Source organism: Piscinibacter sp. HJYY11 (assembly GCF_016735515.1).
Classification (GTDB): Bacteria; Pseudomonadota; Gammaproteobacteria; order Burkholderiales; family Burkholderiaceae_C; genus Rhizobacter.
The window spans coordinates 1282692-1309648 of record NZ_JAERQZ010000001.1 but is presented as its reverse complement, the minus strand read 5'-3'; the positions used below and the strand labels follow the sequence as shown (position 1 = coordinate 1309648).

Annotated in this window: 20 protein-coding genes; 14 read left to right on the top strand and 6 right to left on the bottom strand. The window is 69.1% G+C overall.

Translation table 11 applies throughout. The features are described from left to right. Nucleotides 1-12: 12 nt before the first annotated feature. Together JI745_RS05905 and JI745_RS05900 are read right to left on the bottom strand one after the other, a co-directional pair. A complete protein-coding gene (locus tag JI745_RS05905) occupies nucleotides 13-1650 on the bottom strand; it encodes a sialate O-acetylesterase (RefSeq protein ID WP_201804593.1) in 1638 nt (545 codons plus the stop codon). Between the two features lie 89 nt (nucleotides 1651-1739). Beyond that, nucleotides 1740-2711 (bottom strand): porin, encoded by a 972-nt coding sequence (locus JI745_RS05900; RefSeq protein ID WP_201804591.1) that lies wholly within the window; start codon nucleotides 2709-2711, stop codon nucleotides 1740-1742. 168 nt (nucleotides 2712-2879) lie between these two features. Here JI745_RS05900 and JI745_RS05895 point away from each other — a divergent pair, with 168 nt between their 5' ends. Together JI745_RS05895 and JI745_RS05890 are read left to right on the top strand one after the other, a co-directional pair. After that, nucleotides 2880-4070, top strand: a complete 1191-nt coding sequence (locus tag JI745_RS05895) for a mandelate racemase/muconate lactonizing enzyme family protein (RefSeq protein ID WP_201804589.1) — start codon at nucleotides 2880-2882, stop codon at nucleotides 4068-4070. 86 nt (nucleotides 4071-4156) lie between these two features. Further along, nucleotides 4157-4807: a GntR family transcriptional regulator gene (locus JI745_RS05890; RefSeq protein ID WP_201804587.1), complete on the top strand. Its 651-nt coding sequence runs from the start codon at nucleotides 4157-4159 to the stop codon at nucleotides 4805-4807. On the opposite strand, the gene JI745_RS05885 is transcribed toward JI745_RS05890, so the two are convergent. Both JI745_RS05885 and dld read right to left on the bottom strand, forming a co-directional pair. Beyond that, nucleotides 4804-6873, bottom strand: coding sequence for a diguanylate cyclase domain-containing protein (locus JI745_RS05885; RefSeq protein WP_201804586.1), 2070 nt, complete (start codon nucleotides 6871-6873; stop codon nucleotides 4804-4806). The genes JI745_RS05890 and JI745_RS05885 overlap by 4 nt on opposite strands. A gap of 113 nt (nucleotides 6874-6986) precedes the next feature. Further along, entirely contained in the window at nucleotides 6987-8732 is a 1746-nt protein-coding gene (gene dld, locus JI745_RS05880; protein WP_201804582.1) for a D-lactate dehydrogenase, read from the bottom strand. Between the two features lie 161 nt (nucleotides 8733-8893). Here dld and JI745_RS05875 point away from each other — a divergent pair, with 161 nt between their 5' ends. Genes JI745_RS05875 through JI745_RS05865 form a run of 3 tightly spaced genes read left to right on the top strand, consistent with a single transcriptional unit; the run spans nucleotide 8894 to nucleotide 11371 of the window. Then, nucleotides 8894-9652 (top strand): ribonuclease activity regulator RraA, encoded by a 759-nt coding sequence (locus JI745_RS05875; RefSeq protein ID WP_310738497.1) that lies wholly within the window; start codon nucleotides 8894-8896, stop codon nucleotides 9650-9652. Continuing rightward, nucleotides 9649-10467 (top strand): NAD(P)-dependent oxidoreductase, encoded by an 819-nt coding sequence (locus JI745_RS05870; protein WP_201804579.1) that lies wholly within the window; start codon nucleotides 9649-9651, stop codon nucleotides 10465-10467. Before JI745_RS05875 ends, JI745_RS05870 begins: the two co-directional genes overlap by 4 nt. Continuing rightward, a complete protein-coding gene (locus tag JI745_RS05865) occupies nucleotides 10433-11371 on the top strand; it encodes an SMP-30/gluconolactonase/LRE family protein (protein ID WP_201804578.1) in 939 nt (312 codons plus the stop codon). Before JI745_RS05870 ends, JI745_RS05865 begins: the two co-directional genes overlap by 35 nt. 62 nt (nucleotides 11372-11433) lie before the next feature. Here the strand turns inward: JI745_RS05865 and JI745_RS05860 are convergent, their stop codons facing one another. Further along, the gene (locus tag JI745_RS05860) at nucleotides 11434-12426 is read right to left on the bottom strand and encodes a tripartite tricarboxylate transporter substrate binding protein (protein WP_201804576.1); all 993 of its coding nucleotides are present in this window, start codon (nucleotides 12424-12426) and stop codon (nucleotides 11434-11436) included. Between the two features lie 196 nt (nucleotides 12427-12622). Between JI745_RS05860 and JI745_RS05855 the strand changes: the two genes are divergently transcribed. The 9 genes from JI745_RS05855 to JI745_RS05815 all read left to right on the top strand — a co-directional run bounded on the left by JI745_RS05855 (nucleotide 12623) and on the right by JI745_RS05815 (nucleotide 25378). Beyond that, on the top strand, nucleotides 12623-14050 hold the full coding sequence (locus JI745_RS05855) for an aldehyde dehydrogenase family protein (protein WP_201804574.1): 1428 nt from the start codon (nucleotides 12623-12625) through the stop codon (nucleotides 14048-14050). Between the two features lie 66 nt (nucleotides 14051-14116). Then, a complete protein-coding gene (locus JI745_RS05850) occupies nucleotides 14117-15256 on the top strand; it encodes an ABC transporter substrate-binding protein (protein WP_201804572.1) in 1140 nt (379 codons plus the stop codon). Between the two features lie 132 nt (nucleotides 15257-15388). Continuing rightward, nucleotides 15389-16699, top strand: coding sequence for a GH39 family glycosyl hydrolase (locus tag JI745_RS05845; protein ID WP_201804570.1), 1311 nt, complete (start codon nucleotides 15389-15391; stop codon nucleotides 16697-16699). Beyond that, the gene (locus JI745_RS05840; RefSeq protein WP_201804568.1) at nucleotides 16660-16941 is read left to right on the top strand and encodes a hypothetical protein; all 282 of its coding nucleotides are present in this window, start codon (nucleotides 16660-16662) and stop codon (nucleotides 16939-16941) included. The genes JI745_RS05845 and JI745_RS05840 overlap by 40 nt, the downstream gene beginning before the upstream one ends. Before the next feature lie 14 nt (nucleotides 16942-16955). Beyond that, entirely contained in the window at nucleotides 16956-17117 is a 162-nt protein-coding gene (locus tag JI745_RS05835) for a hypothetical protein (RefSeq protein ID WP_201804566.1), read from the top strand. Nucleotides 17118-17391: 274 nt separating this feature from the next. After that, complete coding sequence (locus JI745_RS05830; protein ID WP_310738496.1) at nucleotides 17392-18351, top strand: CrpP-related protein; 960 nt, start codon at nucleotides 17392-17394, stop codon at nucleotides 18349-18351. Nucleotides 18352-18555: 204 nt separating this feature from the next. Continuing rightward, nucleotides 18556-20376 carry an autotransporter assembly complex family protein gene (locus tag JI745_RS05825; RefSeq protein WP_201804564.1) on the top strand — a complete coding sequence of 607 codons (1821 nt, stop codon included), beginning with the start codon at nucleotides 18556-18558 and terminating at the stop codon, nucleotides 20374-20376. 9 nt (nucleotides 20377-20385) lie between these two features. Next, nucleotides 20386-24579, top strand: a complete 4194-nt coding sequence (locus tag JI745_RS05820) for a translocation/assembly module TamB domain-containing protein (RefSeq protein ID WP_201804557.1) — start codon at nucleotides 20386-20388, stop codon at nucleotides 24577-24579. A gap of 61 nt (nucleotides 24580-24640) precedes the next feature. Next, nucleotides 24641-25378, top strand: a complete 738-nt coding sequence (locus JI745_RS05815; RefSeq protein WP_201804555.1) for an SRPBCC family protein — start codon at nucleotides 24641-24643, stop codon at nucleotides 25376-25378. On the opposite strand, the gene JI745_RS05810 is transcribed toward JI745_RS05815, so the two are convergent. Continuing rightward, entirely contained in the window at nucleotides 25305-26873 is a 1569-nt protein-coding gene (locus JI745_RS05810; RefSeq protein WP_201804554.1) for a sensor histidine kinase KdpD, read from the bottom strand. The genes JI745_RS05815 and JI745_RS05810 overlap by 74 nt on opposite strands. Nucleotides 26874-26957: the final 84 nt, after the last annotated feature.

Here is a 26957-nt window from a genome sequence, read left to right as displayed (position 1 = left end):
TGCGGGCGGGCCTCAGCGAATGCCGTAGCCGCGTTCGCTGGAACGTTCGAAGTCGTAGGTGGCCCTCACCTGCGACCCGGACAGGGCCTGCTTGTAGACCTTGGCGGAGACGAAAGCCCCGTCGACGCCAAAGCCGGTGTTGCTGCCGTAGCCGCTGAAGTCCAGGGCAACGAGTCCCGATGCCTGCGTCGCCGCCGCAATCGATGAGCCGCTGGCGACCTCGACACCGTTGAGGTACAGGCGGCCGGTCCCTGCGCTGCGGTGGTAGGCGTAGGCGACGTGGACCCACTGGCCAACCGGCAAGGCCTGGGGCGCCTGTGCATGCGCCTGCACGGTGCCGGCGGCCGTGGAGTGACCGGCCGTGAGCTGCTTCGTGGTGCCGACCGAGTACAGGTAGTGCGACTGCGCCGGGTTGTTCGCCGAGATGAGGTGGTTGCGGTAGGTGTTGGAGGCGAGCTTCACCCAGGCCATCTTGGTGTAGCTGTTGTTGAACAGCGTGCCATCCACCAGGCTGCTCAGCTTTCCCCCGCTGCGCACCACGCGCGCGACGTTGCCGCGCTGGGCGTCGAACTCCGGCGTCACCGTGCCCAGGACCTGCAGGTTGCCGTTGCGCCGGCGATCGGGAAAGTTGGGGTCGAGGTCGATCGAGTCGCCCACGTTGAAGAAGTCCCCTGCATAGACCTTGAGGTGAACCGCCGGGGAGGGGAGAGCCTGCTCGGCCTCCCAGAACCTCGAGAAGAAGCGCCGGCCCAGTTCACGCTGGGAGGCGGTGTTGAAGTGCACGCGATCGCCGGCCCCGTTGTCGGACAGGCCGGCACTGCTGACCCAGGCCGAGCGCGGGAGCGTCGCCGCGATCCCGTGCAGGTAGCTGAGCACCGGGGTGCGTTCTGCCTGGCCCACGACCGTGATGGAGCTGTCGCGGCAGGGCTCCCACAGGAAGCAGGGCGTCATCTCGCCGACGACGATGGGGACCTCCGCGGCGCCTGGGATCTCGCTCCGGAACGCACGCATCAGCTCGTCGTGACGCTGCGCGTACTCGGCCGCGCCGCCGTTGACGATGTCGCTTTCTCCCTGGTGCCACAGGATGCCGCGGATGGCGCTCGTGGTGTCGAGGCGCCTGGCTTCGGCGATGGCCGCTGTGGCGCGGGCCACGGCGCCTCGGTAGAGGTCTCCGCCCAGGGCCGGGTTGTCGGTGACGAGCCAGCGCAAGCCGTTGCTGCCGCTGCGCTGTTGCACGAAGCTCGTGCCGCCCCAGGCCGCGCCGACGAGCAGCACCTTCCGGTTCGGAAAGCCGTTCGCGCGTCGCCAGGCGAGGTAGGCCTTGGCGAAGCTCATCCCGGGCCCGACCCCTGTGGGTTTCGAGCCGCGCTCGGGGTGCAGCAGGGGGTCCTTGGCTTCGACGATCGATTGGGTGTCGTGCGACCACATCCTGATGGCCGGATCGGGCGTGCCGTCTGCGTCGATGGGCGCGGTGACGAGGCCGCGGCCGGCCATGTTGGATTGGCCGGCGAGCAGGAAGATGTCGTAGCCGGCCGTGTTGTCAGCCGCCGCCGCCACCGGGGCGATGGTGGCCAACACCAGACCCGCCAGGCACTTGGACAAGGGGCGGGCGATGCTGCTCTCCCACATTGCCAGTAGGCATCGGATCATGTCTCCACTCCTTGTGGTTGTGAGCTGAGGCGACACGCTGTCGATCGCCGGAGGCCGGAGACCGTGGTCTCCGGTTTTGGCCCCGAGCCTCAGAACTGATGCTTGATGGTCGCGTCGAAGAGCGTCGTGCGCGTCAGGTTGCCTTGCTTGGCCGAGCCCACGTTGGCCAGCAGCGACGTGCGCTTGCTGAGGAAGTGCTCGTAGCCCGCGCTGAGCCGGGTGTTGGTGTTGTTGGCGCCGGCAGGGTCGAGGCGAGCCGCTCCCAGCTTGATCTGGTGCGTGGCCACGGGGATGCGGGCGGTCAGGGTGGTGTTCTTGCTCTTCACCCCCGCAACCGTCGACTCGGCGTACAGCACGCCGGGGCGGATGACGCCGAAGTCGTACATCACGCCCACCAGGCCCACCTTGAGTGCATCCGTGACCTTGTCGTAGGCGAGGCCGACATACAGAGGACCCTTGGTGTACTCGAGGTTGGCGCCTTCCGAACGATCGCGCAGGCCTTCGCCTGCGGAGATGGCGATGTTGGTCTTGAAGCCGAAGAATTCAGGACTGCGATAGCCCACCGTGTTGTCGCTTCGGATGCCGCTCACGGGGACGGTGTAGTTGGCGAGCTGGTGCTTCGGTCCCGGCGTGCCGACACTGTCGAAGCCCCATGGGTCCAGCTTCAGTGCGGGCCAGAAGGCGGGGATGTACTCGCGGCCGGCGTAGACGGTGCCCAAGGTCTTCGGTGCGCCCAGTTCCACGAAGGAGCGTGCTTGCCAGAAGGGCGTTTCGGACACACCCGTGTCCGGTTGGAAGCGGTGCTCCATCAGGAAGTTGGCCTGCCAACCGCCGCCAAGGTCCTCGTTGCCACGAAAGCCGATGCGACCCGCGGAGCCTTGGCGCACCTGCCACATGTTGGCCGCTGCGCCCGGCGGGGCGATGCCGGCGTTGATCGGCGTGGTGCCGCCGTTCTGGTGGAAGACGCCGACGTCGACGCGGCCGTAGATCGTGACGGATGACTGGGCCAGCACGGGCACCGAAGTCACGGCAAGTGCCAGCGCGGGGAGCAGCTTGTTCAAGATGGGTCTCCTTAAGGTAAGTGATGCAGGGCACGACCGTGCCTGCCCCTGAATGGATTTAATAAAATCCAAAATGGAGTATACTTAAGACATGCCAAAGTTGAACCCCCTTCGCGGCCGATTGCGTGCGATCGGGCACTCTCGCCAGCCAACAAAGAGGAGGAACCGATGAAGATTGCGGACATCCGTTGTCACCTGATGCAGGCGGGCGCGCCGCCGCAGACGGGGTGGACGGCCACGGGCAAGAGCGTGCTGTCGGTCTCGCGCAACTGGCTCTTCGTGACGATCACCGCGGACAACGGGCTGGTGGGCGTGGGCGAGGGCTCCGGCTGGCCACGGGTGGTGAGCGCCGCGATCGAAGACCTCGCCAAGGTCCTGATCGGCGAGCCTGCTGGTCAGATCGAACGCCTGTGGCAGCGGATGCGCGTGGCCCTCATGGCCCACGGCCAGACCGGCGTGGTGGGCATGGGCGCGGTCAATGCCATCGACATGGCGCTGTGGGACTTGAAGGCGAAGTCGCTGGGCGTGCCGCTCTACGAGCTGCTGGGCGGCAGCACGCGCGCCTCGGTGCCGTATTACGTGCACGCGTCGAGCCCCGAAGCCGCCAAGGCCGCCGTGGCGGCCGGCGTCAAGGGCATCAAGGTCGGCGGTGTCACGGGCGTCGTGGAGCGCGCGTTTGCGGTGCGCGAGGCGGTCGGGCCCGAGATCGACATGATGTGCGACCTGCACGGCCCGCCGTGGCTGTCGCCGGCCGACGCCGTTGCGATCGGGCGCGAGCTCGAGCCGCTCAAGCTTCTCTTCCTGGAAGAGCCGGTCGCGCCGGACGACCTCCGAGGCTGGCGCCTGGTGCGCGACAAGGTCGCGCTCCCGCTGGCCGGCGGCGAACGCTTCGGCCTGCTGCAGGACTTCCTGCCCTTCTTCGAGGATCGGCTGCTCGACTTCGTCCAGCCCGACAGCGGCCGCTTCGGTGGCATCACGCAGATGAAGAAACTGGCGGGCATGGCGGAGGCGCACTCGATCGGCTTCGCGCCGCACTCGGGATCGCTGGGCCCGGTCGCGGAGGTGGCCGCGGTCCATCTCTTGAAGGCGCTGCCGAATGCGCTGCTGCTGGAGCGCATGCAGCCCGATTGGGAAGGGCGTGAACGCGTGCTCGAAAGTGGCCTGACGGCGCAGGACGGGCAGCTCACGCTCGATGCGTCTGCCGGCCTGGGTGTGCGACTGAACTCAGCCTTCATCGCGGAGCATCCGAGCCAGCAGAACGTCGGCCTGGCCTCCGGCGGCTGGAACCCTGGAACGGAGAACGAGAACGTCTACGTCCAGGCGCGGCGGGCTCGTGCCACTCTCGGGCGCAAGACCTGAGAAGCCTCGCACACTGCAACCGCCCGCCTCTGCGCGGGCGGTTCGCTTTATGGATTTAATTTAATAGCTTCTCTATACTGGCCCGCATGAGTGCCATCAACACGCCCACCTACCTGCGTCTGCGAGAGCAGATCCGATCGGACATCGTCGCGGGCGTGTGGGCCTTGGGTAGCCACGTCACCCTGGCCGAGCTGAGCCAGCACTACCAGGTGAGTGCGAACCCGGTCCGGGAAGCGCTGCTGCAATTGCAGGGCGAAGGTGTGATCGACATGCGCATGCACCGCGGCGCGGTGATCCCCGAGGTCGATGCGCGCTACATCCACAACGTCTACGGCCTGCGCGGGGCCGTGCAGAGCATGCTGGCCCGCGAAGCCGCGGAGCGTGCAACGCCCGAGCAGATCAAGAAGCTGGCCGAGCTGTCGGAAGCGCATGAAGCCGCCGCAGCGAAGGGAGACGTCGCGGCCTGCGTGGCGGCAAACCGGCAGCTGCACATGTTCATCGACAACCTGGCCGACAACCCGCTGGCGCTGGAGGTACTCGAGACCCGGGCCAGCCTGGTGGATGCCTTCCGTCGCGCGCGCGGCTACGGCGCCGGCCGGCTGGACGCCGTGGTGGCCCAGCACCGCAAGCTCGTGCGTGCGATCAGCCGCCACGATGGCGACAAGGCCGCAGCCGCGGCACTCGAGCACACCGTGTCGTCGCGTGACGACCTGCTGAAGCTGCTCGCCAGCACCTAGATCGTGCGGCTGGCCGCGGCGAGAACGTAGCGGTTCTTCCCCGAACGCTTGGCCTCGTACATGGCGCTGTCGGCCATGCGCATCAATGCCGCGACATCTTGCGCATCGGTCGGGAAGATCGCCGCCCCGACGCTGGTGGTCGTGGGCACCGATGACGCCGAGAGCTGGAACGGCTGGGCGAACGCCGAGATCACTTTCTCGGCCACCGAGGCGGCATGCTCCGGCCCGATGAGTTGGGGCACGAGCACCACGAACTCATCACCCCCCATGCGGGCCACGGTGTCGGTGCGGCGCAGCGCGAGCTTGAGCCGCGAGGCCACCTCCTGCAGCAGCTGGTCGCCGGCTTCGTGGCCGAGCGTGTCGTTCACGCGCTTGAAGCCGTCAAGGTCGAGGAAGTACAACGCGAACGAACGTCCGTAGCGCCTGGCCTCGTTCAGCGTGCGCTCGAGCAGTGCCGCAAAGCTTCTGCGATTGGGCAGCCCGGTGAGCGGGTCGTGGTTGGCCAGGAACTCGGCACGCTCTGCATGCACGAGCTTTTCCTGAGCGGCCTTCAGTTCCGCGGCCGTCAGCCTCAGCGTCTCCTGGTGCAGGGACGCCGTCTCGAAGGCCAGGGAGAGCTGGTGCGCGATGGCCTCCAGCAGCTGGACGGTCTCGTGCGGCAAGGGTTTGCCGTGGGTCGAGCGCACATCCATGACGCCGTAGCGTGTGCCCTTGGTGATCAGCGGGAAGAGGGTCGATTGCCGCGATGGGTCCCAGTGGCTGGACGAGGTTTCAGTGTCCGGCGTGTTGTGAAGGTTCGACAGGACGGCCGTCAGCCAGTCGGCGTCCGCTGCGGGCAGCGGCACGCGCTGCGAGGCCCCGGATGCCAGGCGCCACTGCCAGGCCGCGCCAAACACATCGTCGCGCGACGCGGCTTCCGAGGGGATGGCCGGGCTGTTCAACGAAGGCGGCGCGGGTGCCGTGTAGACCATCGTGTCGAGTGCCGGGAACGCCTCGCGCAACTGGCCGAGGAGCGCCTCGACCATCTGGTCCGGGCTCTGGCTCTTGGCCAGGGCCGCCGACGTCGCCGAGACCATGTTCAGCGCACTTCGTTGCCGCGAGATGACCTGCTCCTGCAACTGACGCTCGCGCGTCTGGCTTTCGCCCAGTTCTTCGATGAAGCGCGGCACGACATTGAGGAAGCGGTAGGCATGCTCGCTGACGTTGTCCTGGGTGACCAGCTGGCTGTCCACGAAGCGGTGCACCCAGGCGCTTTGCGGGTGGTCGCTGCATTCGCAGGCCATTTCCAATGCCGTGCGGGCAATCCATTCCGGCGATTGGGCGATGGTGCCCGTCATGCCGCCGGATTGCACCAGCAGCAGCGCTTCGGCGAGGCCGTTGAAGCCGACAACGACCGGCCACTGGCCGGTCCATGTGCCGGCTGCCTGCGCGGCGCGCAGGGCATTGACGCCACCGATTGCCGCTTCGTCGCCGGCCGCCACCAGCGCGTCGAAGCTCTTGTGCCGGGCGAGCACGCGGCGCATGCATTGGCTGGCCGTTTCGATGCGGGACACCGGGCTTACCCAATCCAGCGACTCCTGTTGCAGCAACTGGATGCCCGGGAACTCCTGCAGCACCTCGTGGAAACCGATGTTGCGCGCCGTGCCAGCCGAGAGCCGCTCGTCGCCCGCGAAGTACACGACCTTTCCGTTGCCCTGGAGCACGTCAAACGCATGCCAGGTCGCTCGCTTCATGCCCTGGTAGTTGTCGCTGCCGACGGTGGCGCGAACTGCCGGGTGATCGATCTTCGAGTCGATGGTGATGACGGGCACCGACAACGACAGCGCACGATCCAGGGCGGGCACCAGCTCGCCCTGGTGGCCGAACAAGGGTTTGATGACGATCGCATCGACCGCCTGGTCGAGCAGTTCCTGGATGCCCAGCGCCTGGTCCCGCGCCGTGGCCGCCGCGCGCTTGGTGAGCTGGATGCCTTGGCGGGCGGCCTCGGGCTGCAGGCAGCTGGCAACGACGGTCCAGAAGAAGGGGCCGGAGTAGGGCGCCGAAAGCACTGTGCCGACGTGCTTCATGGGTGACTGACGGATCGCTGTACAGCTCGTTTCTGCGATGTCCGGACTTTATGGGCGAGGCGCCTGCAGCGGAGGGTCAAGGCCTCGACGCGCCTGCGCGGCTGTCCACCTCGTCACGCTTGCCGACCGATCGGTGTGGCCGGGTTGGTGTTCGCCTCGTCGGCATAGCGGAAGTACTTGGGCAGTTTGCCGATGCCAGGGTTGAAGCAGTTGCAGGGATCGAGCTCGCGGTAGAAGCGCGCGAGCGCCGGTTTCGCCCGGTACTGGTGGCCGACGTTGTGCTCTGCCGGGTATTCGGCGCCCTTGCGGTCGAACATCTCCGCGAGCCTGCGCTTGATGCGCTCGGTGTCCTCGCCCTTCTTCACGATGTAGTCGAGGTGGAACACGTGGCAGAAGAAGTGGCCGTAGCGCAAGGCGTGCTGCACGCGGGGGGCCAGGTCGGCGTCGAGGGGCAGGTGCCAGGCCTGGTCGTTCCGGCGCAGCGCCACGTCGAAGGCCACGATGTCTTCCACCGTCTCGGGGTGGACGGCACGAAAGCGGTTCGCCGCTCCGGCGGCCACGAAGCGATGGAGGAAGAGCCGCTCGCCTTCCGCGGCATCGCATTCGAGGTATTCGCCGGTTCGTGCCGCATGAAAGCGGGCGCGCAGGAACGCGCGTGCTTCCTCGAGCCCGTCATGAGGGACCTTGAGCAGCAAATGGTGCTCGTAACGCTGCGCGAGGGCGCGCGGCCGCGCCGGCAGGTTCGGTGGCAGGAACCGGCTGGCCGCCTGCAGCAGGCGATCGCTGATCCCGGGGCCGCACCAGCGCCGCGCCAGGCGGTCCAGCCGGCTCTTCAGGCTGAACAGCAACGGAAGCCTCTGTGTGCCAAGGGTGCGGATGAGCCAGAACATGTCGCGCCCGTGGTCCGACGCCATCTGCATCGCATCGCGGTGTATGTACTCGGCGGCGATGGGCAGGTGACGGAAGTGTTGGAGGACATGGCGGCGCACGTCCGTCAACACGCTTTCCTGGTCCGTCGCCAGATGGAACACCGCTGCGCCGGTGTCGAGGGCGAAGGTGTCCAGGCGGACGGCGATGACGACGAGCTTGCCCGCGCTGCCCGAGGCCTCGTGCAGGCGCCGCGGGTCTGCGTTGAAGCGCGCCGGCGTCTCGGCCTCGACGTCCCGCACGTGCTGCGCATAGTCGGGATCGGACGCCGCGCCGCGCCAGCTCACCAGGTCGTCGTCGAAGCGGCCGGTTTCCACCAGTTGAATCGCTTCTTCCTCATCGGGCGGCAATTCGATGCCGAGGTGGTTGACCAATTGCAGCTGACCGCGGGCGTCGATGCGGGCGTACATCGCGAGCTCGGTGTAGGCCGGCCCGCGTCGCAGCAAGGCGCCGCCCGAGTTGTTGCACACCCCGCCGATGACGGACGCGCCGATGCACGAGGAGCCGATCTCCGAATGGGGCGCCCGCCCGAGCGGCTTCAGCATGCGCTCCAGCTGGTGCAGCGTGGCGCCGGGCAGGCAGAGCACTTGCCGCCCGCCCTGGAGCAGGCGCACCGTGGCCAGTCGCCGCATGCTGATGACCACCACGGGCCGGTCGTAGTCGTCGCCGTCCGGCGTCGAACCTCCGGTGAGGCCGGTGTTGGCCGCCTGCGGGATCACGATGAGCTTCGCATGGCTGCAGACCTGGAGCACGCGCCACAGTTCGACCAGGGAGCCCGGCTGCACCACCGCGAGGGCATTGCCCGCGCCGAACCGGATGCCCGTGACGAAGGGCTCGATGTCGGACGGCCGGGTGAGGACGTATCGCGCGCCGACCTGTGCCGCCAGGCGGTCGAGCACCAGGTGTTCGAAGGAACGAGGGGTCGGGACCATGGGAGTTCGTGAAAAAAAGCGGCCACCGAAGTGGCCGATGGAGGGCTTGCGCCCGTCCCGCTGAGGGTCGTTGTCGCAGCGACTCTTGTCCGCGCATCATAATGGATTTTATAAAATACATGATGTACACTGGCCGCGAACCCACTGGCTTGAGGACCGACGTGACCGTGAACGATTCATCTCCCCTCCACCCGCTGACGCTCGACCGGCTGCGCGCCGTGTCGTCTGCCACCTTGACGACCGTGTTGTTCAAGAAGGGCTTTCGCAACACCTTCCTGCAGAACGTGCACCCGGTGAATCCGAAGGGGCCACGCCTGGTCGGCCCGGCCTACACGCTGCGCTACATCCCTGCGCGGGAAGACACCGACCCGCTGAACGTCTTCGAAAGCCGCGAGCACCCGCAGCGCGTGGCGGTGGAGCAGTGCCCCGCCGGCCATGTGCTCGTGATGGACAGCCGCAACGACCCGCTGGCGGCCTCCGCCGGCAACCTGCTCGTGACCCGCCTCATGAAGCGTGGATGTGCCGGCGTGGTCACGGACGGTGGCTTCCGCGACTCGCCCGAAATCGAGCGCCTGGACATCGCCGCCTACCACCAGCGGCCCTCGGCGCCGACCAACCTGATCCGGCACCACGCGATTGACCTGCAGTTGCCCATCGCCTGCGGTGGTGTGGCGGTCTATCCGGGTGACGTGATGGTGGGCGATGCCGAAGGCGTCGTCTGCGTCCCGCGCCACGTTGCAGATGCCGTGGCCGTGGAGGCGTATGCACAAACGCTGTACGAGGACTGGGTGGAAACGCGTATCTTCGACGGCGCGGGCCTGTTTGGCCTGTACCCTCTGACCGACTCGCGACAGGCCGAAGCCTTCGCGGCCTGGAAGCGAGAGAACGCCTCCAAGTACCCTCTGCTCGAACCATCATGACGACTCCCTTGCCGCGCGTGCTCATGACGGGCGCTTCCGGAAAGCTGGCGCGAAGCATCCGCCCGTACCTCGTGCAGTACTGCAGCGAGCTGCGCCTGGCCGACATCGTGGCGCCCACCGCCGAGCACGAGCGCGAGACCTGCCACACCGCGGACCTCGCGCAGCTCGACGGGCGCGACGAGTTGTTCGAAGGCATCCACACCATCGTCCACTTCGCGGGGTACCCACGCGAGGCCGACTGGTCGACCTTGATGGCGCCCAACGTGGTGGGCGTGGCCAATCTGTGGGAGATGGCGCACCGCCACGGCGTTCAGCGCGTCGTCTATGCCAGCTCCAACCACGCGGTCGGCTTCTATCCCCGCAGCCACACCATCGATGGCCAGGTCCTGCCGAGGCCCGACACGCGCTACGGCGTCGCCAAGGTCTTCATGGAGGCCCTCGCGAGCTTCTACGCCGACAAGCACGGGATCCGCGCGTTCGGCCTGCGCATCGGCCATGGCAGCCCCGAGCCGACCGACCGGCGCATGCTGTCGGTGTGGGTGCACCCTGAAGACCTGGCCGACCTGGTTCGCGTGGGCATCCAGGCCGACTACCTCTGCGAGATCGTGTATGGCGCCTCGAACAACTCCCGCGCCTGGTGGGACAACCGGCGGGCCATCGAGCTCGGCTACAAGCCTCGGCACAGTGCCGACCGGTTTGCCGCCGCGCTCGAGTCCGTTCACTCGCAGGACGCCGTCACCGAGCGCTACCAGGGCGGCGCCTTCGCAGCAAACGGCTTCGTTGGCGATCCTCTGCGCCCAGAGCGAGACCGTTGAACGGCGCCAGCTGAACTCGGCGGCCCACGGGCCGCTCGTGGCCTTCCTCGTCCACAACCGGGTGGGGGAGTCGCCGGTCTGGGACCTGCGGCACCAGTGCCTGTGGTGGATCGATGTGCGCGCGCAGCAGGTGCTGCGCCTGGACCCGGTGCGCTGCCACCTCCAGCGCTGGACCTTCGAGACGCCGCTGGGGGCCTTGTGCCTGCTCGCGGATGGTCGACTCGGCGTCGCCATGCGCCACCACGCCGTCATCTTCACGCCCGAGAGCGGCGAGCGATGCGTGTTCGGCACGGTCGAAGCCGATCGACCAGGCAACCGCCTCAACGACGGCAAGGTGTCGCCCTCGGGCCGGTGGTGGCTGCTCGGCTCGATGGACGACGCGCCGGCCGACAAGCAGCCGCTGGGCTGCCTCTACCGCCTTGGCGTCGATGGTTCTGTCGCTCGCCTGCACGAAGGCCTGACGGTCGCGAACGGCATCGCGTGGAGCCTGGATGCGCGCACGCTGTACTTTTCCGACAGCCACGCCGGTCTGGTGTGGCGCGCCGCGTGGAACGAAGAGGCCGGCGAGATGGGGCCGCCGAGCCTCATGGCCACGCTGACCGATTCCACAGGCCGCCCGGATGGCGCGGTCGTCGACGCGAGCGGTGCGTACTGGTCCGCCGGTGTGTCCGCCGGCCGGCTCAACCGGTTCATCGACGGGGCGCTTCGTGACGTGATCGAGCTGCCGTGCCGCGCACCGACCATGCCCTGTTTCGGAGGAGAAGGCCTGCAAGAGCTCTACGTCACCTCGCTCGTGCGGCCCCAGTGGTCGAGCGACCGCGAGGGGCTCGACGGAGCGCTCTATCGGCTCGCGTCACCGGCCTCGGGGTCGCCGCCAGCGCTGTGGGCCTTCGCCGCTGCATGAAAGAAGGGCCGCGACACACGCCGCGGCCCCCAGCAGACCTCAGGTCAACGCCGGAACTGTCACTACTCCGACTTGATGTTGGCCGCCTTGATGAGGGCCGTCCAGCGCGCCAGTTCCTTCTTGTAGTGCTCCTGGAACGCTGCAGGCGTCTTGCTGCCCACGACCTCGCTGCCAAGGGCCTCGACCTTGTCCTTGAAGGCCGGCGTCTTGAGGGCCGCCGTGACCGAGGCGTGCAGCTTGTTGACGATCTCGGGCGGCGTGCCACCCTTGACGGCGATGCCCTGCCAGCTGCGGATGAAGGTGGAAGGCGAGAGGCCGAGTTCCTTCGCGCTCGGAAGGTTGGGCATGGCCGTGATGCGCGACTCCTGCATCACGGCCAGCGGGCGGATGCGGCCGCTGTCGACGGTCGACTTCAGCGAGCCTGACATCAGGTCGAACATCAGCTGGATCTCACCCGCCATGAGCGCCATGTTGGCGGGCGCACCGCCACGGTAGGGCGCGTGGATGAACTCGAGCTTGTGGCTGCGCATGAAGAGCTCGGCGGCCAGGTGCGACGACGTGCCGTTGCCACCGGAGCCGATCTTGAAACCCCCATTCGACGTGGCCGCCTGGCGCACGACGTCGGCCGGGCTCTTCAGCGAACTCTCGCCGGGCGCCAGCATGATGACCGGCACGCTGGTGATCTGCGACACCATGGCCAGGTCCTTGTCCGGGTCGTACTTGGTGTTCATGAGCGCGGGATTCGTCGCCAGGTTGATCGCCGCGAAGAGCAGGGTGTAGCCGTCGGCCTGGCCGTTGACCAAGGCGAGCGTGGCCACGTTGCCGCCGGCACCGGCTCGGTTCTCGACGATCACGCGTTGGCCCAGCGTCTTGCTCATCTCCTCGGCCAGCACGCGGGCCACCGTGTCGGCAGCGCCCCCGGGCGCGAAGCCGATCAGCAGCGTGACCGGTTTGGACGGGTAGGTGTCCGCCTTCGCCAAGGGCGCCGTCACGCCGAGCGCCGCGGCGGTCAGTGCCAGAGCGAGCTTGTTGCGAAAGCGATAGGTCCTGTTCAAGAGATGTCTCCTTTAACGATGAGTCCATTGGCGCCAGGGAGCTGCATGGGGCATCGGCGCATGGGGAGCACGCTGAAGCGGTTATTTGTGTCGCCCATGCAAGTTGTCACGGCTGCTCCTGGTTTCGTTTGGCGCCGGTTGTTCAAGTATCATGGATTTTATAAAATGTATCAACCAAACTTTGAGGGGTGCGCCCATGAACAAGAACTTTGTCGCAGGCCATTGGGTTGACGGCGAGGCCTACGAAAACCGCAATCCATCGGATGTGAGCGACCTGATCGGGGTTTACGCGCATGCCGATGTGGCCACGACCGAGGCGGCCATCGCGGCGGCGCAGGGTGCCTCTCATGAATGGGCCCACGCGACGATCCAGAAGCGGTTCGACGTGCTCGACTTCATCGGCAGCGAGCTACTGGCCCGCAAGGATGAACTCGGTGCGTTGCTCTCGCGAGAAGAGGGCAAGACCTTGGCGGAAGGCGTCGGCGAGGTGGCCCGCGCCGGCCACATCTTCAAGTACCACGCGCACCAGGCCCTGCAGCCGAACGGCGAGGTCGTGCCTTCCGTCCGCGCCGGCCTGCAGGTGCAGGTGACGCGCGAGCCGGTGGGCGTCATCGGGATCATCACGCCGTGGAATTTCCCCATGGCCATCCCCGCGTGGAAGATCGCGCCGGCCCTCGCGCACGGCAACACGGTGGTCTTCAAGCCGGCCGAACTCGTGCCCGGGTGTGCCTGGGCGCTGGCGGAGATCATCTCGCGCAGCGGGCTCCCGGCCGGTGCGTTCAATCTCACCATGGGCGCCGGCTCGCGGGTCGGCCAGACCTTGCTGAACGATTCTCGGGTCAGCGCGCTGAGCTTCACCGGCTCCACGACCACGGGGCGCAACGTGGCACGTGCGGCCGCGCACCGCATGGTGCCGGTCCAGCTCGAGATGGGTGGCAAGAACCCGATGGTCGTGCTGAACGATGCCGACCTGGACCTGGCGGTGAACTGCGCCGTGCAAAGCGCCTTCTACTCGACGGGCCAGCGCTGCACCGCCGCCTCTCGCATCATCGTCACGCGCGGCGTCTACGCCGCCTTCTGTGACCTCCTCGTGCGGCGCACGCTCGAGTTGCGTGTCGGCCACGCCCTGGCCGCCGACACGCAGATCGGCCCGGTCGTCGACCCGCGGCAACTGGAGCAGGACCTGCGCTACATCGAGATCGGCCGCTCGGAAGGGGCGACGCTCGCCTGTGGCGGCGCGCCCGTGCGTCGCCCGACCGAAGGCCACTTCCTGGCGCCGGCCGTGTTCGTCGACTGCGACAACCGCATGCGCATCTGCCGCGAAGAAATCTTCGGCCCGGTGGCGTCCGTCATTCCGGCCGAGGACTACGACGAGGCCCTGGCCATTGCCAACGACACCCCGTTCGGCCTGTCGAGCGGCATCTGCACCACCTCGCTGCGCCACGCCGCGCACTTCCAGCGCCACGCCCAGGCCGGCATGGTGATGGTCAACGCGCCGACCGCCGGCGTCGACTACCACGTGCCCTTCGGTGGCGTGAAGGGGTCAAGCCTGGGCGGGCGCGAGCAAGGCCAGGCCGCGCGCGAGTTCTTCACCAAGGTCAAGACGACCTACATCGCGGCCTAGCCGCTTCATCTCGGGGAGCTCCACAAAGGGTGGCCATGACCACCCACGCGAAGCGGAGACGTTCGCATGATTGCTCTGGATTGGATCTCGAAGCTCGTCGGAGGGCGCCTCACGGCCCGTCGGGGCGTGGCAGCGCTGGTGTGCCTGGCGGCTTTTCCCGCGCACGGGCAGGGCGTGACCCTCACCCAGGTGGCCGATTTCAGCGGCCGAGGCAAGGCGGTGGCCGTGCCGGCCAGTGAAGGTGCCAAGGCCTGCATCGCCGCGCACAACGCCAGCCCCGCGGGCGCTGCCTCACCGGCCAGGCTCGTGCTGCAGGACGACAAGTTCGACGCCGCCACCAGCCGTGCGCTGGCAGAAGCGTCGATCCGCTCGGGCACCACGGCCTTCATCAACAGCCTGGGCGCGGACACCACCAACGCCATCGCCGAAGTGGCGGGGCCGGCCTCCGTGCCGGTGGTGGGCGCGATCACGGGAGCGACCAGCGTGCGTGCGCGCAAGCACGCGACGATCTTCTTCATCCGCTCCAGCATCGTGCACGAGGGGCGCCATGCCGTGCGGCACCTGCACACGCTCGGCCTCAAGCGCATCGCCGTGTTCCACACCGACGATGCCTACGGCCGCGACGGACTGGAGGCCGTCAAGACCGCCATGGCCGAGCTTGCGCTGTCGGCCCCGAAAGCGGTGAGCTATGTGACGAGCCAGAAGGATGCAGGACCGGCGCCCGACCAGCTGGCAGACGCCGAGGCGGTCGTGATGTTCGGCTCGGGCCCGGTGATGGCGGACTTCGTGAAGCGCATGCGCGCCAAGGCCAGCCCGGCCATGCTGATCGCCGCCAGTGCGGCGAACATGACGGCACTGGTGGACGCCGTGGGCGTCAAGGCCGCGCGAGGGGTGGGGTACCTGCGCTCGGTGCCGTCCGCCTCGGAGCGGTCCGTCGTCGGGCGCCAGTTTCGCCAGATCTGGAAGGCCCATGGCACGAAGCAGGAGCCCACGAGCTTCCACCTGGAAGGGTGCATCGCGGCGCAGGTCGCGCTGCGGGTCGCACAGACGGCGGGCACCTCGCCTCAGAAGATGCTGCGCGCGCTGCAAAACACGAGCATGGCGCCCTTCGGTGACTTCAGGCTCGACTTCCGCAACCCGCGCAACGAGGGTTCGTCGTGGGTGAGCATCGCGGTGATCAACCACGCCGGCGTGCTACTGGACTAGACGCCGCGCCTGCAGGCGCAGCGCGTCCATCCGCGCTTGTCCTAATAATGGATTTTATAAAATCCATTAGATTTGATGAGCCAAGCCGTCCACATCGAGACGGCGAGCGAACCACCCTACAAGGAGACATGAATGAGATCTGGCTACAAATGGATTGCCGCGGCAGCCGTGACGCTTTCAGCATGGGGCGCACATGCGCAGCTCACCAGCCCTGCGCTGAGCCACATTGGAAACATCAAGCCCCGCTCGTCGAACGAGCTCAAGGCCGCAGGCCTGACCTCACCATTCGGCATTGGCGGCGAGACGACCGATCGGGGCTTCTCCAACTTCGACAACTGGAAGGACTACCTGGGGCCGCTCGGTGCCACACGTGTGCGCGTGCAGTCGGGCTGGAACGCCATTGAGAGCGTCATCACCGAAACGCCGACCTACAACTTCAGCACGCTCGACGCCATCGTCGACGGTGCGATCGCGCGCGGCGTGCAGCCGTGGGTGTTCCTCGGCTACGGCAACAACCGGCCTGGGTGCACGGACTGCGGCACCCCGGTGCTCGGTGGACAGATCCCGACTGGCGTGGGCATGGAGCGCTGGTTGAAGTTCGTCAAGGCCACGGTCGCTCGCTACAACTCGCCCACCGTGAAGGTGACGGATTGGGAGTTGTGGAACGAGCCCGATGGTCATGTGGAGATCAACGCCTACATCGACTTCATCGCCAAGACGGCGCAGGCGGTCAAGCAAGTCCAGCCGGCCGCCAAGATCACGATCGGGTCGTTCACGGCCGGCGCTCTGGGCGGCCCGAGCTCGAGCAGTTTCCAGTACGCGCAGCAGGCCGTCGCCGGTTTTGCCGCGCGCGCGGTCGTGCCGCCCCAGGACGTGTACGTCAGCTTCCACTCGTATCAGACGCACGTGGACTATGACTCGTACGCGAGCGAGGAATCCAAGTTCAATGCGCTGCGCGACATGGTGCAGAGCCACGGGTTCAAGCTGCGCCAGGGGGAAAGCGGTGCGCCTTCGGGGCCGTGCCTCTACTACGCGCTCTGCACCGACCCGTCAAACTGGACCGAGCCGAACCAGGCGAAGTTCGTGCTGCGCCGCATGCTGGGCGACTTTGCGCGCGGCATGCTGACCAACATCTTCACGATAACCGACCTGCACTACGACTCCACGAAGAACCCGAAGGGCTTGCTCCGCACCGGCACCTTCAACCAGAACGTCGACACCCCGTTCCTCAACGGCGACCAGACCGTGAAGGGCATGAAGCCGAGCTACAAGGCGTTCCAGAACGTCACCGCGATCTTCGACAGCCGCCTGCAGCGGATCACCAACCACGGCTGCACCGCCCCGTGGGGCTATCAGGTCCACGCCTACACCCGCACCGACCCGGGCAAAACGTGGTGCGCAACATGCTCGTGGTGTGGCACAAGGCGAACAACCTGCCGGTGAACACCGATGCGATCAGCACCATCACCATCACCTGCACCAACTTCCACTTTGCCCGTTACGCCCAGGTCAACACGCTGCCCCCGCGCGTGGCCGATCTGCTCGATGGGCGGGTGTACTCGCTCACGACTCCGGCTTCCACCATCACGGGCAACAGCGCAGCGGCCAATGATGTGACGGTCAACAACGTTCCGGTGGGCAACTACGCGGTGGTCATCGCAGACCAGGGCGTGGTGCTGTTCTAGTCCAAGGAGTCCCCATGAAACCCATTCGCGAACTGGGCTTCGTGCTCGTGCTTGCTGTCCTGCTGTCAGCCTGTGGCGGAGGGGGCGACGAGGCTCCGCCGTCGGCCGACGCTTCACCACGGGCCACCGGCACCGTGAGTGAAACGGAAAGCCTGGTGACCCCGCCCAGGCAGTAGCACACCGCCAACGAAGCCCCTCGCGCCTTTGGCAAGTGGCTTCGCCTTCGACCCTGGTTGCGCATGAGGCACGCTATGCGCCCCAGGCCTTTGCGCGTACATTGCAAAGCGATGGGGTGCTCCACGCAACGCGCCCCACAGCGAACCACTTGAAGCGCCACCGGCGGAAGCGTCGCCCCTGACGGGACAAGTCCATCAACGGAGTTGTCCCGTGCCTTCCGGACCCAATCCCCCTCCCACGCGCAAGGCGCCGCCTCCATCGGCGGATGAGTTCTTGCCGGGCGTCTCGGCCGAGCATGCCGAGCTTCAGCGACAGGGCGCCAAGGCGGCCGCTCGCGGTGAGTCGCCCGACACGAACCCGATGCTGGAATCGATCAACCAACCTTCGAGCACCGGCGAGAGCGAACGTGTCTGGTCCGGTCGCCGCGACGCCTGGGAGCGTGGGCGCACCACGGACCCCGGGCCGGCGTTCTCGCCCGATCGTTCCACTCCCGGCCCCGCAGAGCACGAGCGAGACGAGGCGCTCTTCGGCGTCACGCGTGTGCTGACCTTTTCAGGCGCCGTCGGGCTCACTTCGGCGAGCGGCTTTCTGTTCGAGCGCGATGACCGCCTCTTCCTGGTCACCAGCCGCCACGTGCTGTTCGATGCACCGACCGAGCACGCGCCCGACCGGATCGAAATCGAGTTCCACACCGATGCACGTGACCTCACGCAGTTGGCCACGCTGTCGATCCTGCTGCACCGCGACGGGCTGAGTGTCTGGCGCCAGGCGAAAGACTCGGGCGGAGAGGTCGACGTGGCCGTGCTCGAGCTCGACCGTGCCGCGATGCCGGCGGGCAGTGTCGTGCAGGCCTTCGGGCCGAAGCACATGGAGGGCGGCTTCGACCTGTTTGCCGTCGGAGACCGACTGGTCATCCCGGGTTTTCCGCTCGGCTTCTTCGACACGGTGCATCACCTGCCGGTGGTGAGGCAGGCGGGCATCGCTTCGAGCTACGGTGTTCGCTTCCAGGGCCAGGGCTACTTCCTGACCGACGCGCGCATGCACCGCGGTTGCAGCGGCTCGCCGGTGCTCGCGCGCGTCGAGCCGCGTGCCTTGGGCCGCCCGCGCTGGCACCTGCTCGGCGTGCATTCGAGCCGCATGGACATGTCCACACGGGATGCAGCGCAGGACGAGTCGCTCGGCCTGAACTGCGCCTGGTACGCCGACGTGCTGCTGGCGCTGACCGCTCCCTGAATGAGCGGGCGGGTCTCCTGACACCGGCAAGCCTTACACCCTCCTGCACGAGGCGCCACGCCGGGCCATCGACCCACACGCCGGGCGAAGGCCGCGCGCTGCAGGCCCGGCCCGCGATCTCCACGCCCGCTCTTGTCAAGGCACGCGCTTTGCCCCGTGGCGACACGCCACCTCACGGCAGGTGGCATTGCCGTGACCGCCTGGATGACTCTCCCCCGCTCTCGTTTCATCGTCGTCTTCACGCTGGCCGTGTGCGCCTGTCTGCTCGCGGGGGCTTGTGCCACCCGCGACGGCGATGCCGAAAAGAAGGCGCCTCCTGCACCCGTTCGCCTGGAGGTCGACGCGCCGCGTGAGCTCGAGACCCTGCTCGAGACGCACCTCGACCTGGCACGGCTGAATGTCATCGCAGCCGGCACGACGCTCGACGAGACCGAGCTCTCGCGCCTGGTCGCGTCGACGCCCGCCCAGGCGCGCGAGCTCCTGAAGACCGAGGGTTACTTCAACCCCAAGGTCGACGTGGTGCGCGAGGCAGGCGATCCGCCGGTGGTGCGCGTGCGCGTGGAGCCCGGGCCTCGTGTGCAGGTGCGCGACGTGAGCATCCAGGTGCGCGGGCCGCTGGCCGAGTCGACCGCGCGCGACGAGCCGCATGCGCGCGAAGCGCAGAAGGCGCTGCGGCACAACTGGCCGCTGCCGCCCGGCTCGCCGTTTCGCAACCCGCTGTGGAGCGGCGGCAAGCGCGACGCGCTGGCGCAGCTGCGCGCCCAGGCCTACCTCGACGCCGAGTGGCAAGACACCTCGGCGCGCGTCGACGCCGACCAGCAGGCGGCCGACCTGGCGATGAGCGTCGACAGCGGTCCGCTGTACCGCACGGGCGCGCTGCGCATCCGCGGCCTCAAGGCGCACGACGAGGAGACCGTGCGCAACATCGCCAACTTCGACCCCGGCACGATCGCCACCGAGTCGCTGCTGCTCGACTTCCAGGAGCGCCTGCAGAACACCAACCTCTTCGACCGCGCGACGGTGGTCGTGCGGCCCAATGCCGAGAACCCGTCGGCCGCCGACGTCAACGTGCGCCTGCGCGAGCGCAAGCTGCAGGAGGCGACCTTCGGCGTGGGCGTGAGCGCCGATGTCGGCGTCCGCACGACCGTCGAGCACTTCCATCGCCGGCCCTTCGGCTGGGCCGCCGTCGCGCGCAACAAGATCGAGGTGTCGCAGCTGCGCCGCCAGTGGGAAGGCGAGCTCAGCACGCACGTCCTGCCGGGCCTCTGGCGCAACCTCGTCGGCGGTGCGGCCGAGCGCATCGAGTCCGACACCGACACGGTCGTCTCCGGTCGCCTGCGGGTGGGCCGCGCGCAGGACACACGGCCGATCGACCGGCTGGTGTTCCTGGAGTTCGAGCGCTCGCTGCGCCGCAGTGCGCTCGGCCGCGAGCAGTCGAACGCGCTGGGCCTGCACTACCACGGCATCTGGCGCGACGTCGACGACCCGGTGCTGCCCACGCGCGGCAACGTGTGGGTGGGGCAGGTGGGCGCGGGCATGGCCGAGTCGGAGCCGGGCGCGCGCGGGCCGTTCACGCGGCTGTACGGCCGTTACCGCGGCTACTGGCCGATCAGCGCACGCTGGTATGGGCAGTCGCGCGTCGAGCTCGGCCAGGTCTTCACGCGCGACAACGTGACCGTGCCCGAATCGCTGCGCTTTCGCGCGGGCGGCGACGACTCGGTGCGCGGCTACGCCTACCGCTCGCTCACGCCGCAGGTCAACGGCGTCGACACCGGCGGGCGCGTCATCTTCACGACCAGCGTCGAGGCGGCGCGCCCGCTGCTCGCGCGCATCCCGGAGCTGTGGGGCGCGGTCTTCGTAGACGCCGGCCGCGCGGCCAACAGCTTCGGTGGCCTCAAGCCCGCGGTGGGCGCCGGCGTGGGCCTGCGCTACCGCAGCCCCATCGGGCCGGTGAGCCTCGACGTCGCCTATGGCGAAGAGGTGCGCAAGTTCCGCCTGCACCTCAACGTGGGCGTGACCTTCTGAGGCGAGTCGATGGCCGACACGGCACCTGCCCCTGCACCCGTTCGCCGCTCCGGTCGTCGCTGGGCCGTGATCGCGCTCGCGACGCTCGGCGTCGTGGTGCTGGTCCTCGTGCTCGCTGCCGCGGCCGGTGTCGCCTGGCTGCGCACCGACAGCGGCCTCGACTGGGCGCTGCGCCAGGTGCCGGGCCTGCAGATCACCGGCATGCGCGGCCGGCCCGATGGCGGCAGCTTCTCCGCGCAGCGGCTGCAGTGGCAGTCGCCCACGCTGACAGTCGACGTGGAGCAGCTCAGCTGGCGCGACCTGCAGTGGCGCTGGCGGCCGTACAGCGGGGCGTGGCTGGGCATCACGCTCGTCGAGCCGCGCGCGCAACGCGTGACGGTGCAGACACGGCCCGGCCCCGAGCCCACGGCACAGAAGCAGGGCGCCCCCGACCATGTGCGCCTGCCGCTCGAGTTCGCGGTGCGCGGCCTGCAGGTGGCGACCGTGCAGGTCAACACCCTGCCGCCCATCGAAGCGCTCGCCGCCGATCTGCACCTGGGCGACGAGGCCGGCGCGGTGCACCGCGTGCAGCGCCTGTCGGCCCGCATGCAGCAGCGTCAGGCCGATGCGCAGCTCACGCTGCGAACCACCGGCGACATGGCCCTGCGCGGCAACGTGACGGTGGCCAGCCTGCCCGGCGCATCGCAGGCGCTGCAGGCACGTGTGGACCTCGCGGGCAGCTTGCCGCGCCCGCAGCTGCGCGCGAACCTGTCTGCCGGTGCCAGCGCGCAAGCGCAGGCCGAGGCCACGCTTGCACCGTTCGAGGCCTGGCCCATCGCCGCGCTGCAGGCGAGCACGCGCGACCTCGACCTGTCCACGCTGGCCGCCGGCCTGCCGGGCACGCGCCTCACCGGCAACGCGGTGGTGCAGGGCGACGGCCGCGGCCAGCCCCTGGCCGTGCGCCTGGACCTGAGCAACGCACTGCCGGGCCCCTGGAGCGCGCTGCGCCTGCCGGTGCGAGAACTGCATGCGCTGGTGCAGGGTGACCTGGCGGCCTTGTCGCGGCTCGACTTCAAGACGCTCGACCTCCAACTGCACGGCAGCCGGCCCGCGGGCCGTGTGCAGGGCAGCGGCCGCTGGCAGGACACCACGCTCGCGCTCGACCTGGCCTTCGCCGACGTCCAGCTGGCGCAGCTGCACGAGGCCATGGCGCCGGCCACCCTGACCGGGCCGCTGCAGCTCAAGCTCGAGGGGGTGCCATCCCCGGTCGGCGACAAGCCCGCCACGCCGGCCAACGGCATCACCGCCACGCTGCACACCGACCTGCGCGGCGCATTGCGGCGCCAGGGCTCGCAGCAGCCGGTGCAACTGGCGCTGGATGGCGGCCTCGCGCTACCGGCCGATGGCAGCCTGCACGCGCGTGAGCTGCGCGCCACGCTGGCCGCAGGCGGCGCGCAGGCGAAGCTCGATGCCGACGTGAAGCGCGAGGCGCAGGGCAGCTGGCAAGGCCGCAGCACCGGCCGCCTCACGCGCTTCGACCCCACGGACTGGTGGGCCGGCCCCGCCGACGCCAGGGGCTGGCGCCGTGGGCCGCATGTGCTCAACGGCGATTGGGTCGCATCGTTCAGCATGCCGGCGGCCGCGGCACCGAGCGCCGCCTCCGCACCGGCGGGTGCGGCCTCGTCACCACCAGCACTGCGCGACCGACTGCTCGCCATGCAGGCCGATGCCACCGTCAAGCTGCGCGACAGCCGGCTGGCCGGCGTCCCCTTGCAGGCCGACCTGGCGCTGAAATCGGCCGATCGCAACGCGCGTCTCAACGCCGACCTTCAGGCCGCGGGCGCGCGAGCGAAAGCCGACGTCGCCCTGGCCGCCGACCCGCGCGCCGACCGCGGCCAGGTCGACATCGATGCACCGGCACTCGCCGCGCTGACGCCTCTCTTCGAGCTGATTCCTGGTGCCGCGGCGTGGGCACCCCGCAGCGGCTCGCTGCGCGCCGATGCCAGCGCCACCGGCGCGTGGCCCGCGCTGCGCACGGAAGGCCGCGTGGCCGCGGCGCAGATCGACGGCGGCAGCTGGCGGCTCGGCTCGGCAGACGCGCGCTGGACCGCCGCACCCTCCAACCCCGATGCACCGCTGCAGCTGTCGCTGCAGGCCGCGGCCCTGGCCCGTGGCGAGCAGCGGCTTGACCGTGTGCAGGCCGAGGTCGACGGCAGCATGCGATCGCACCGCATGTCGCTGCTGGCGACGAGCCCGCTGCGCCCGCCGGCGTGGACCGATGCCGCCCTGTCGCAAGGCCAGGCCCCGCCGCGCGGCGGCATGCTGTCGATGCGAGGTGCGGGCCGCTGGCAGCCCGCGAATGCAGGCGGCGGCGAGTGGCGCGCCGAGATCGCCGAGCTGCGCGCGGCCCCGCCCCATGAAGGCGCCACGCCGTGGGTGCAGGCGAAGGGCGTGCAGGCCGCGTTGCGCTTCGCGCCGGCCGGTGGCCTGGCGCAGGCGACGCTGTCACCCAACGCGGTCGAGCTTCTGGGCGCCACGCTGCGCTGGCAGCAGGCGAGCTACGAGGCACCCGCCACCGCCGGTGCGCCGCCGAAGCTGGAGGTCGATGCGCAGCTCGAGCCGCTCGCCATCGCTCCCTGGCTCGCGCGGCTGCAGCCGCACATGGGCTGGGGTGGTGACCTGCGTGTGGGCGGCCGCCTCAAGGCCACCAGTGCCCAAGGCTTCAGCGCCGACGTGGTGCTCGAGCGGCAGGGCGGTGACCTGCGCCTGAGCGATGCCGCTGGCCCACGCGCGCTCGGCTTGAGCGAGCTTCGCGTGGCCGCCGTCGCCCGCAACGGCGTGTGGACGTTGCGCGAGTCGGTGCGTGGTGGCGGGCTCGGCGAGCTGAGCGGCACGCAGACGCTGCGCACCGCACCCGACGCCGTGCTGCCCGGCGCCGATGCGGCGATGGAAGGCGGCCTCAACCTGCGCGTGGTCGACCTCGGCGCGTGGAGCGCCTGGCTGCCCGCGGGCTGGCGCATCGGCGGCCGGCTGCAGGCCGACGCGAGCCTGAGTGGCCGGGTCGGCGCGCCCGAGTACCGCGGGCGGGTGACCGGCAGCGGCCTGCAGGTCGCCAACCTGCTGCAAGGCGTGCAACTCACCGAAGGCGAGCTTGCCCTCGCGCTCGACGGCGAACGCGCCACGCTCGAGCGGCTCGTCTTCCGCGGTGGCGACGGCACCGTGCGCGTGGAGGGCGGTGCGCAGTTCGGCGCCTCACCGCAGGCGCAGCTGCAGCTCAAGGCCGAGCGGCTGCTCGCGCTGGGCCGTGTCGACCGGCGCGTGGTGGTGAGCGGCGACGCCAACCTGCGCTTTCGCGAACAGGCGCTCGACCTCGATGGCCGCTTCACCGTCGACCAGGGCCGCATCGACATCTCGCAGGCCGATGCACCCTCGCTCGACGAAGACGTGACCGTGGTGCAGGTCAATGCCACCGGCCCCGCCGTCGCGAAAGACGATGCCTCGCCGGGGGCCCTCGCGCGCGCCAACGTGCAGCTCGCCGTCGACCTGGGCCAGGACCTGCGCCTGCGCGGCCGCGGCATCGACACCTTGCTCAAGGGCCGCCTGCGCATCACCACGCCCGAGGGCGTGCTGGCAGTGAACGGCACGCTGCGCACCGACGAAGGCACCTACACCGCCTACGGCCAGAACCTCGCCATCGAGCGCGGGGTCATCACCTTCAGCGGCGACCTCGCCACGCCGCGGCTCGACATCCTCGCGGTGCGCCCCGACATCGACGTGCGCGTGGGCGTGGCGGTGCAAGGCAGCGCCGCCGATCCGCGCATCCGCCTCTACAGCGAGCCCGAGATGAGCGAGATGGACAAGATCTCGTGGATCGTGATGGGCCGCGAGCCCGAGGGCATGGGCCGCGCCGAGACGGCGCTGCTGCAACGCGCCGCGCTCGCGCTGCTGGCCGGCGAGGGCGGCAACCCCTCGGGCGGCACGCTCAAGAAGCTGGGCATCGACGAGCTCTCGGTCGCGCGCGGCGACTCGGGCGAGCTGCGCGAAACGGTGGTCACGGTGGGCAAGCAGCTGTCCAAACGATGGTTCGTGGCCTACGAGCGCGGCTTCAACGCGGCCGCGGGCTCCTGGCAGCTCATCTACCGCGCCGCACGCCGATTCACCGTGCGCGCACAGAGCGGCGAGGAAAGCGCGGTCGACGTGATCTGGACCTGGCGGTGGAACTGACAGGGCATGCGCCTTGCCCGTGTCGAAATCCTCCAAGCGCGACCAGAAAGGCCCCACGACCATGAATTCAGCCCCACGCCCCCAGATCGGCCTGAAGCAGCAGGTCACCACCATGCTGCTGGGCATCGGCCTCAAGGCCTGGCTCGAGCGCCGGATGTCACCGCCCCGTGAGCCCGGCCTTCGACAGCACGCGAGCCCCGCCCGCCCGGTCGCGCGCAGGCCACGCTTCCAGAAGCAGACCGGCGTGCGTGTCGGCATCGCGGCCGGCGTGGCGGCGGCCACGCTCGTGGTGCTGGCGACGAGGCGGCGCGCGCCGATCCACATGTCGGGCTCGGTCGAGATTGCGGCGAGCCTCAAGCAGGTGTACGACGTGTGGTGCGAGTACGAGAACTTCCCGCGCTTCATGTCGCTCGTCGACGATGTGCACCGCACCGGCCCCAACCGCTCGCACTGGAAGGTCAAGGGCCCGGCCGACGTGCCGATCGAATGGAACTCCGTCATCACCGTCCGCGAGCCCGGCCGGCTGCTGGCCTGGCGCAGCGAGCCGGGCAGCGCGGTGCAGCACAGCGGACGCGTCGAGCTCGAGCCCATTGCGCTCGGCACCCGCGCCACGGTGTCGATGAGCTATCGACCGCCCGGCAACCTGCTCGGGCATCTGGTCGCGAGCCTCTTCGGCCGCAACCCCCGGCAGGACCTCGGCCGCGACCTCGCCTGCATGAAGGCCTTCATCGAAGGCCGGTATGGCCAGGTTCCAACAGCAGCGCGTGAGGCCTCGCGTCCAGCGGAAGCCACAAGCTGAAGGTCGTGCCGGTGGCGTCGGACTTGGTGACGCCGATGCTGCCGCCGTGACCGACGGCCACCGCCTTGGCATACGCGAGCCCGACGCCCCAGCCGCCGGGCTGGCGGCGCGCCGTTTCCTGGCCCCCGGTGAAGGGATGGAAGATCGTCTCCCACTCCGCGTGCGGAATCGCTGCGCCCTGGTTGCCGATCTCCAGGAGCACGTCGGTCGAGTCCATGGGGGTGATGCGGCACACGATGGGGCTGTCGCGGTCGCCGTACTTCACGGCGTTGAGCACCAGGTTCTCGATGACACGAAGCATCGCGTCGCGGTCCCACCAGCCGTGGGCTTCGCCTTCGCAGCTCAGGCGCCCGGCCAGGGCCGCCTCGTTCTCAGCCACCACCTCGGCCACCAGCTCATGCAGTGCGCAGGGGCCCATCTTCAGGGCCAATGGCTTGCCGGCGCTCACGGTCATGCTGTCCAGCAGCGAGCGCAGCAGTCGGTCGAGGCGCCGGTGGCTTCTCTGCAGGCGTTGCAGCGCGGCGGTGGCTTGCAGCTCGGCCACCTGGCGCTGCAGCAGCGATGCGGTGGCCACCGCCGTCGACAGCGGATTGCGCAAGTCGTGCGCCACGGCCGCCGCGACCATGCGCTGCACACGGTCGCGCTCCTCTTCGGCGACCTGTCGCGCCGCCTCGACGCGCGCCACGGCGACCGCCAGTCCCCACAGCGCGCTGCCCAGAAGGGCGATGGCGCCCCAGGCGACCAGCAAGACCGCGGTATCGGCGTCGAAGAGGCCATGCCGCCGCGCGATGACCACCGCGACCGTCAGCCCGAGCACCGAGAACAATCCGACGGACAGCAGCCGCAGCCCCGCTCGACCGGCCGCACTGTGCCGCGTCAGCGCGCCCGCGATGCCCCGGGTGTGGCAGGCCCGCAGCTGGCCGATGGACAGCACCACGAACGCCAGCACGCTCGGGATCGCGACCCCGGTGCCGGGCATCAGCGTATACAGGTCCGCATCGGGAAAGACGTGCCCGAGCCCGAGCAGCGAGGCCAGCAGCAACACCCCCAGTGCCACGATCTGCCCCGCGGCAAACCGCCGCAGCGCGAGCAGCACCGTCGCCAGGCCCGACATCGCAAACGCCAGGCCGCTCAGGCGCGACGACCACCAGAACGAGGGCACCAAGGTGTCGGTGGCCGGCAGGGCGAACTGGTGCGCCACCATGATGAAGAGACCGCAGGCCGCCTGGGCGAGCCCGTAGCGCAGGGCGATCGCCTTGTCCTCCGGCAGTGCGGCCATGGCCCTGGCCGCCAGCAGGAGGACGATGGCCGTCATGGGCGCAAGTGTGGGCCGTCCCTGGACGAAGGTGGTCAGCCGAGGCAGCCCGGTGACCCAGCCCACGAGCGCGACGACGGCAAGTGCCGCCACCAGGGCCGCGAGCCAGCGATGGACCGGCGCGGGCTCGCGCGCCGCCGGCACGGATGCGGAGGCTGCTGCTTCGGGAGCGCTGCTCATCGAGAGCCTTCCATCGTGAACCCCGGCGACGCACAGGATGGCAATTGGCAAACTGCGTGCCGGAGGCGCACTGCGCTGTCATGG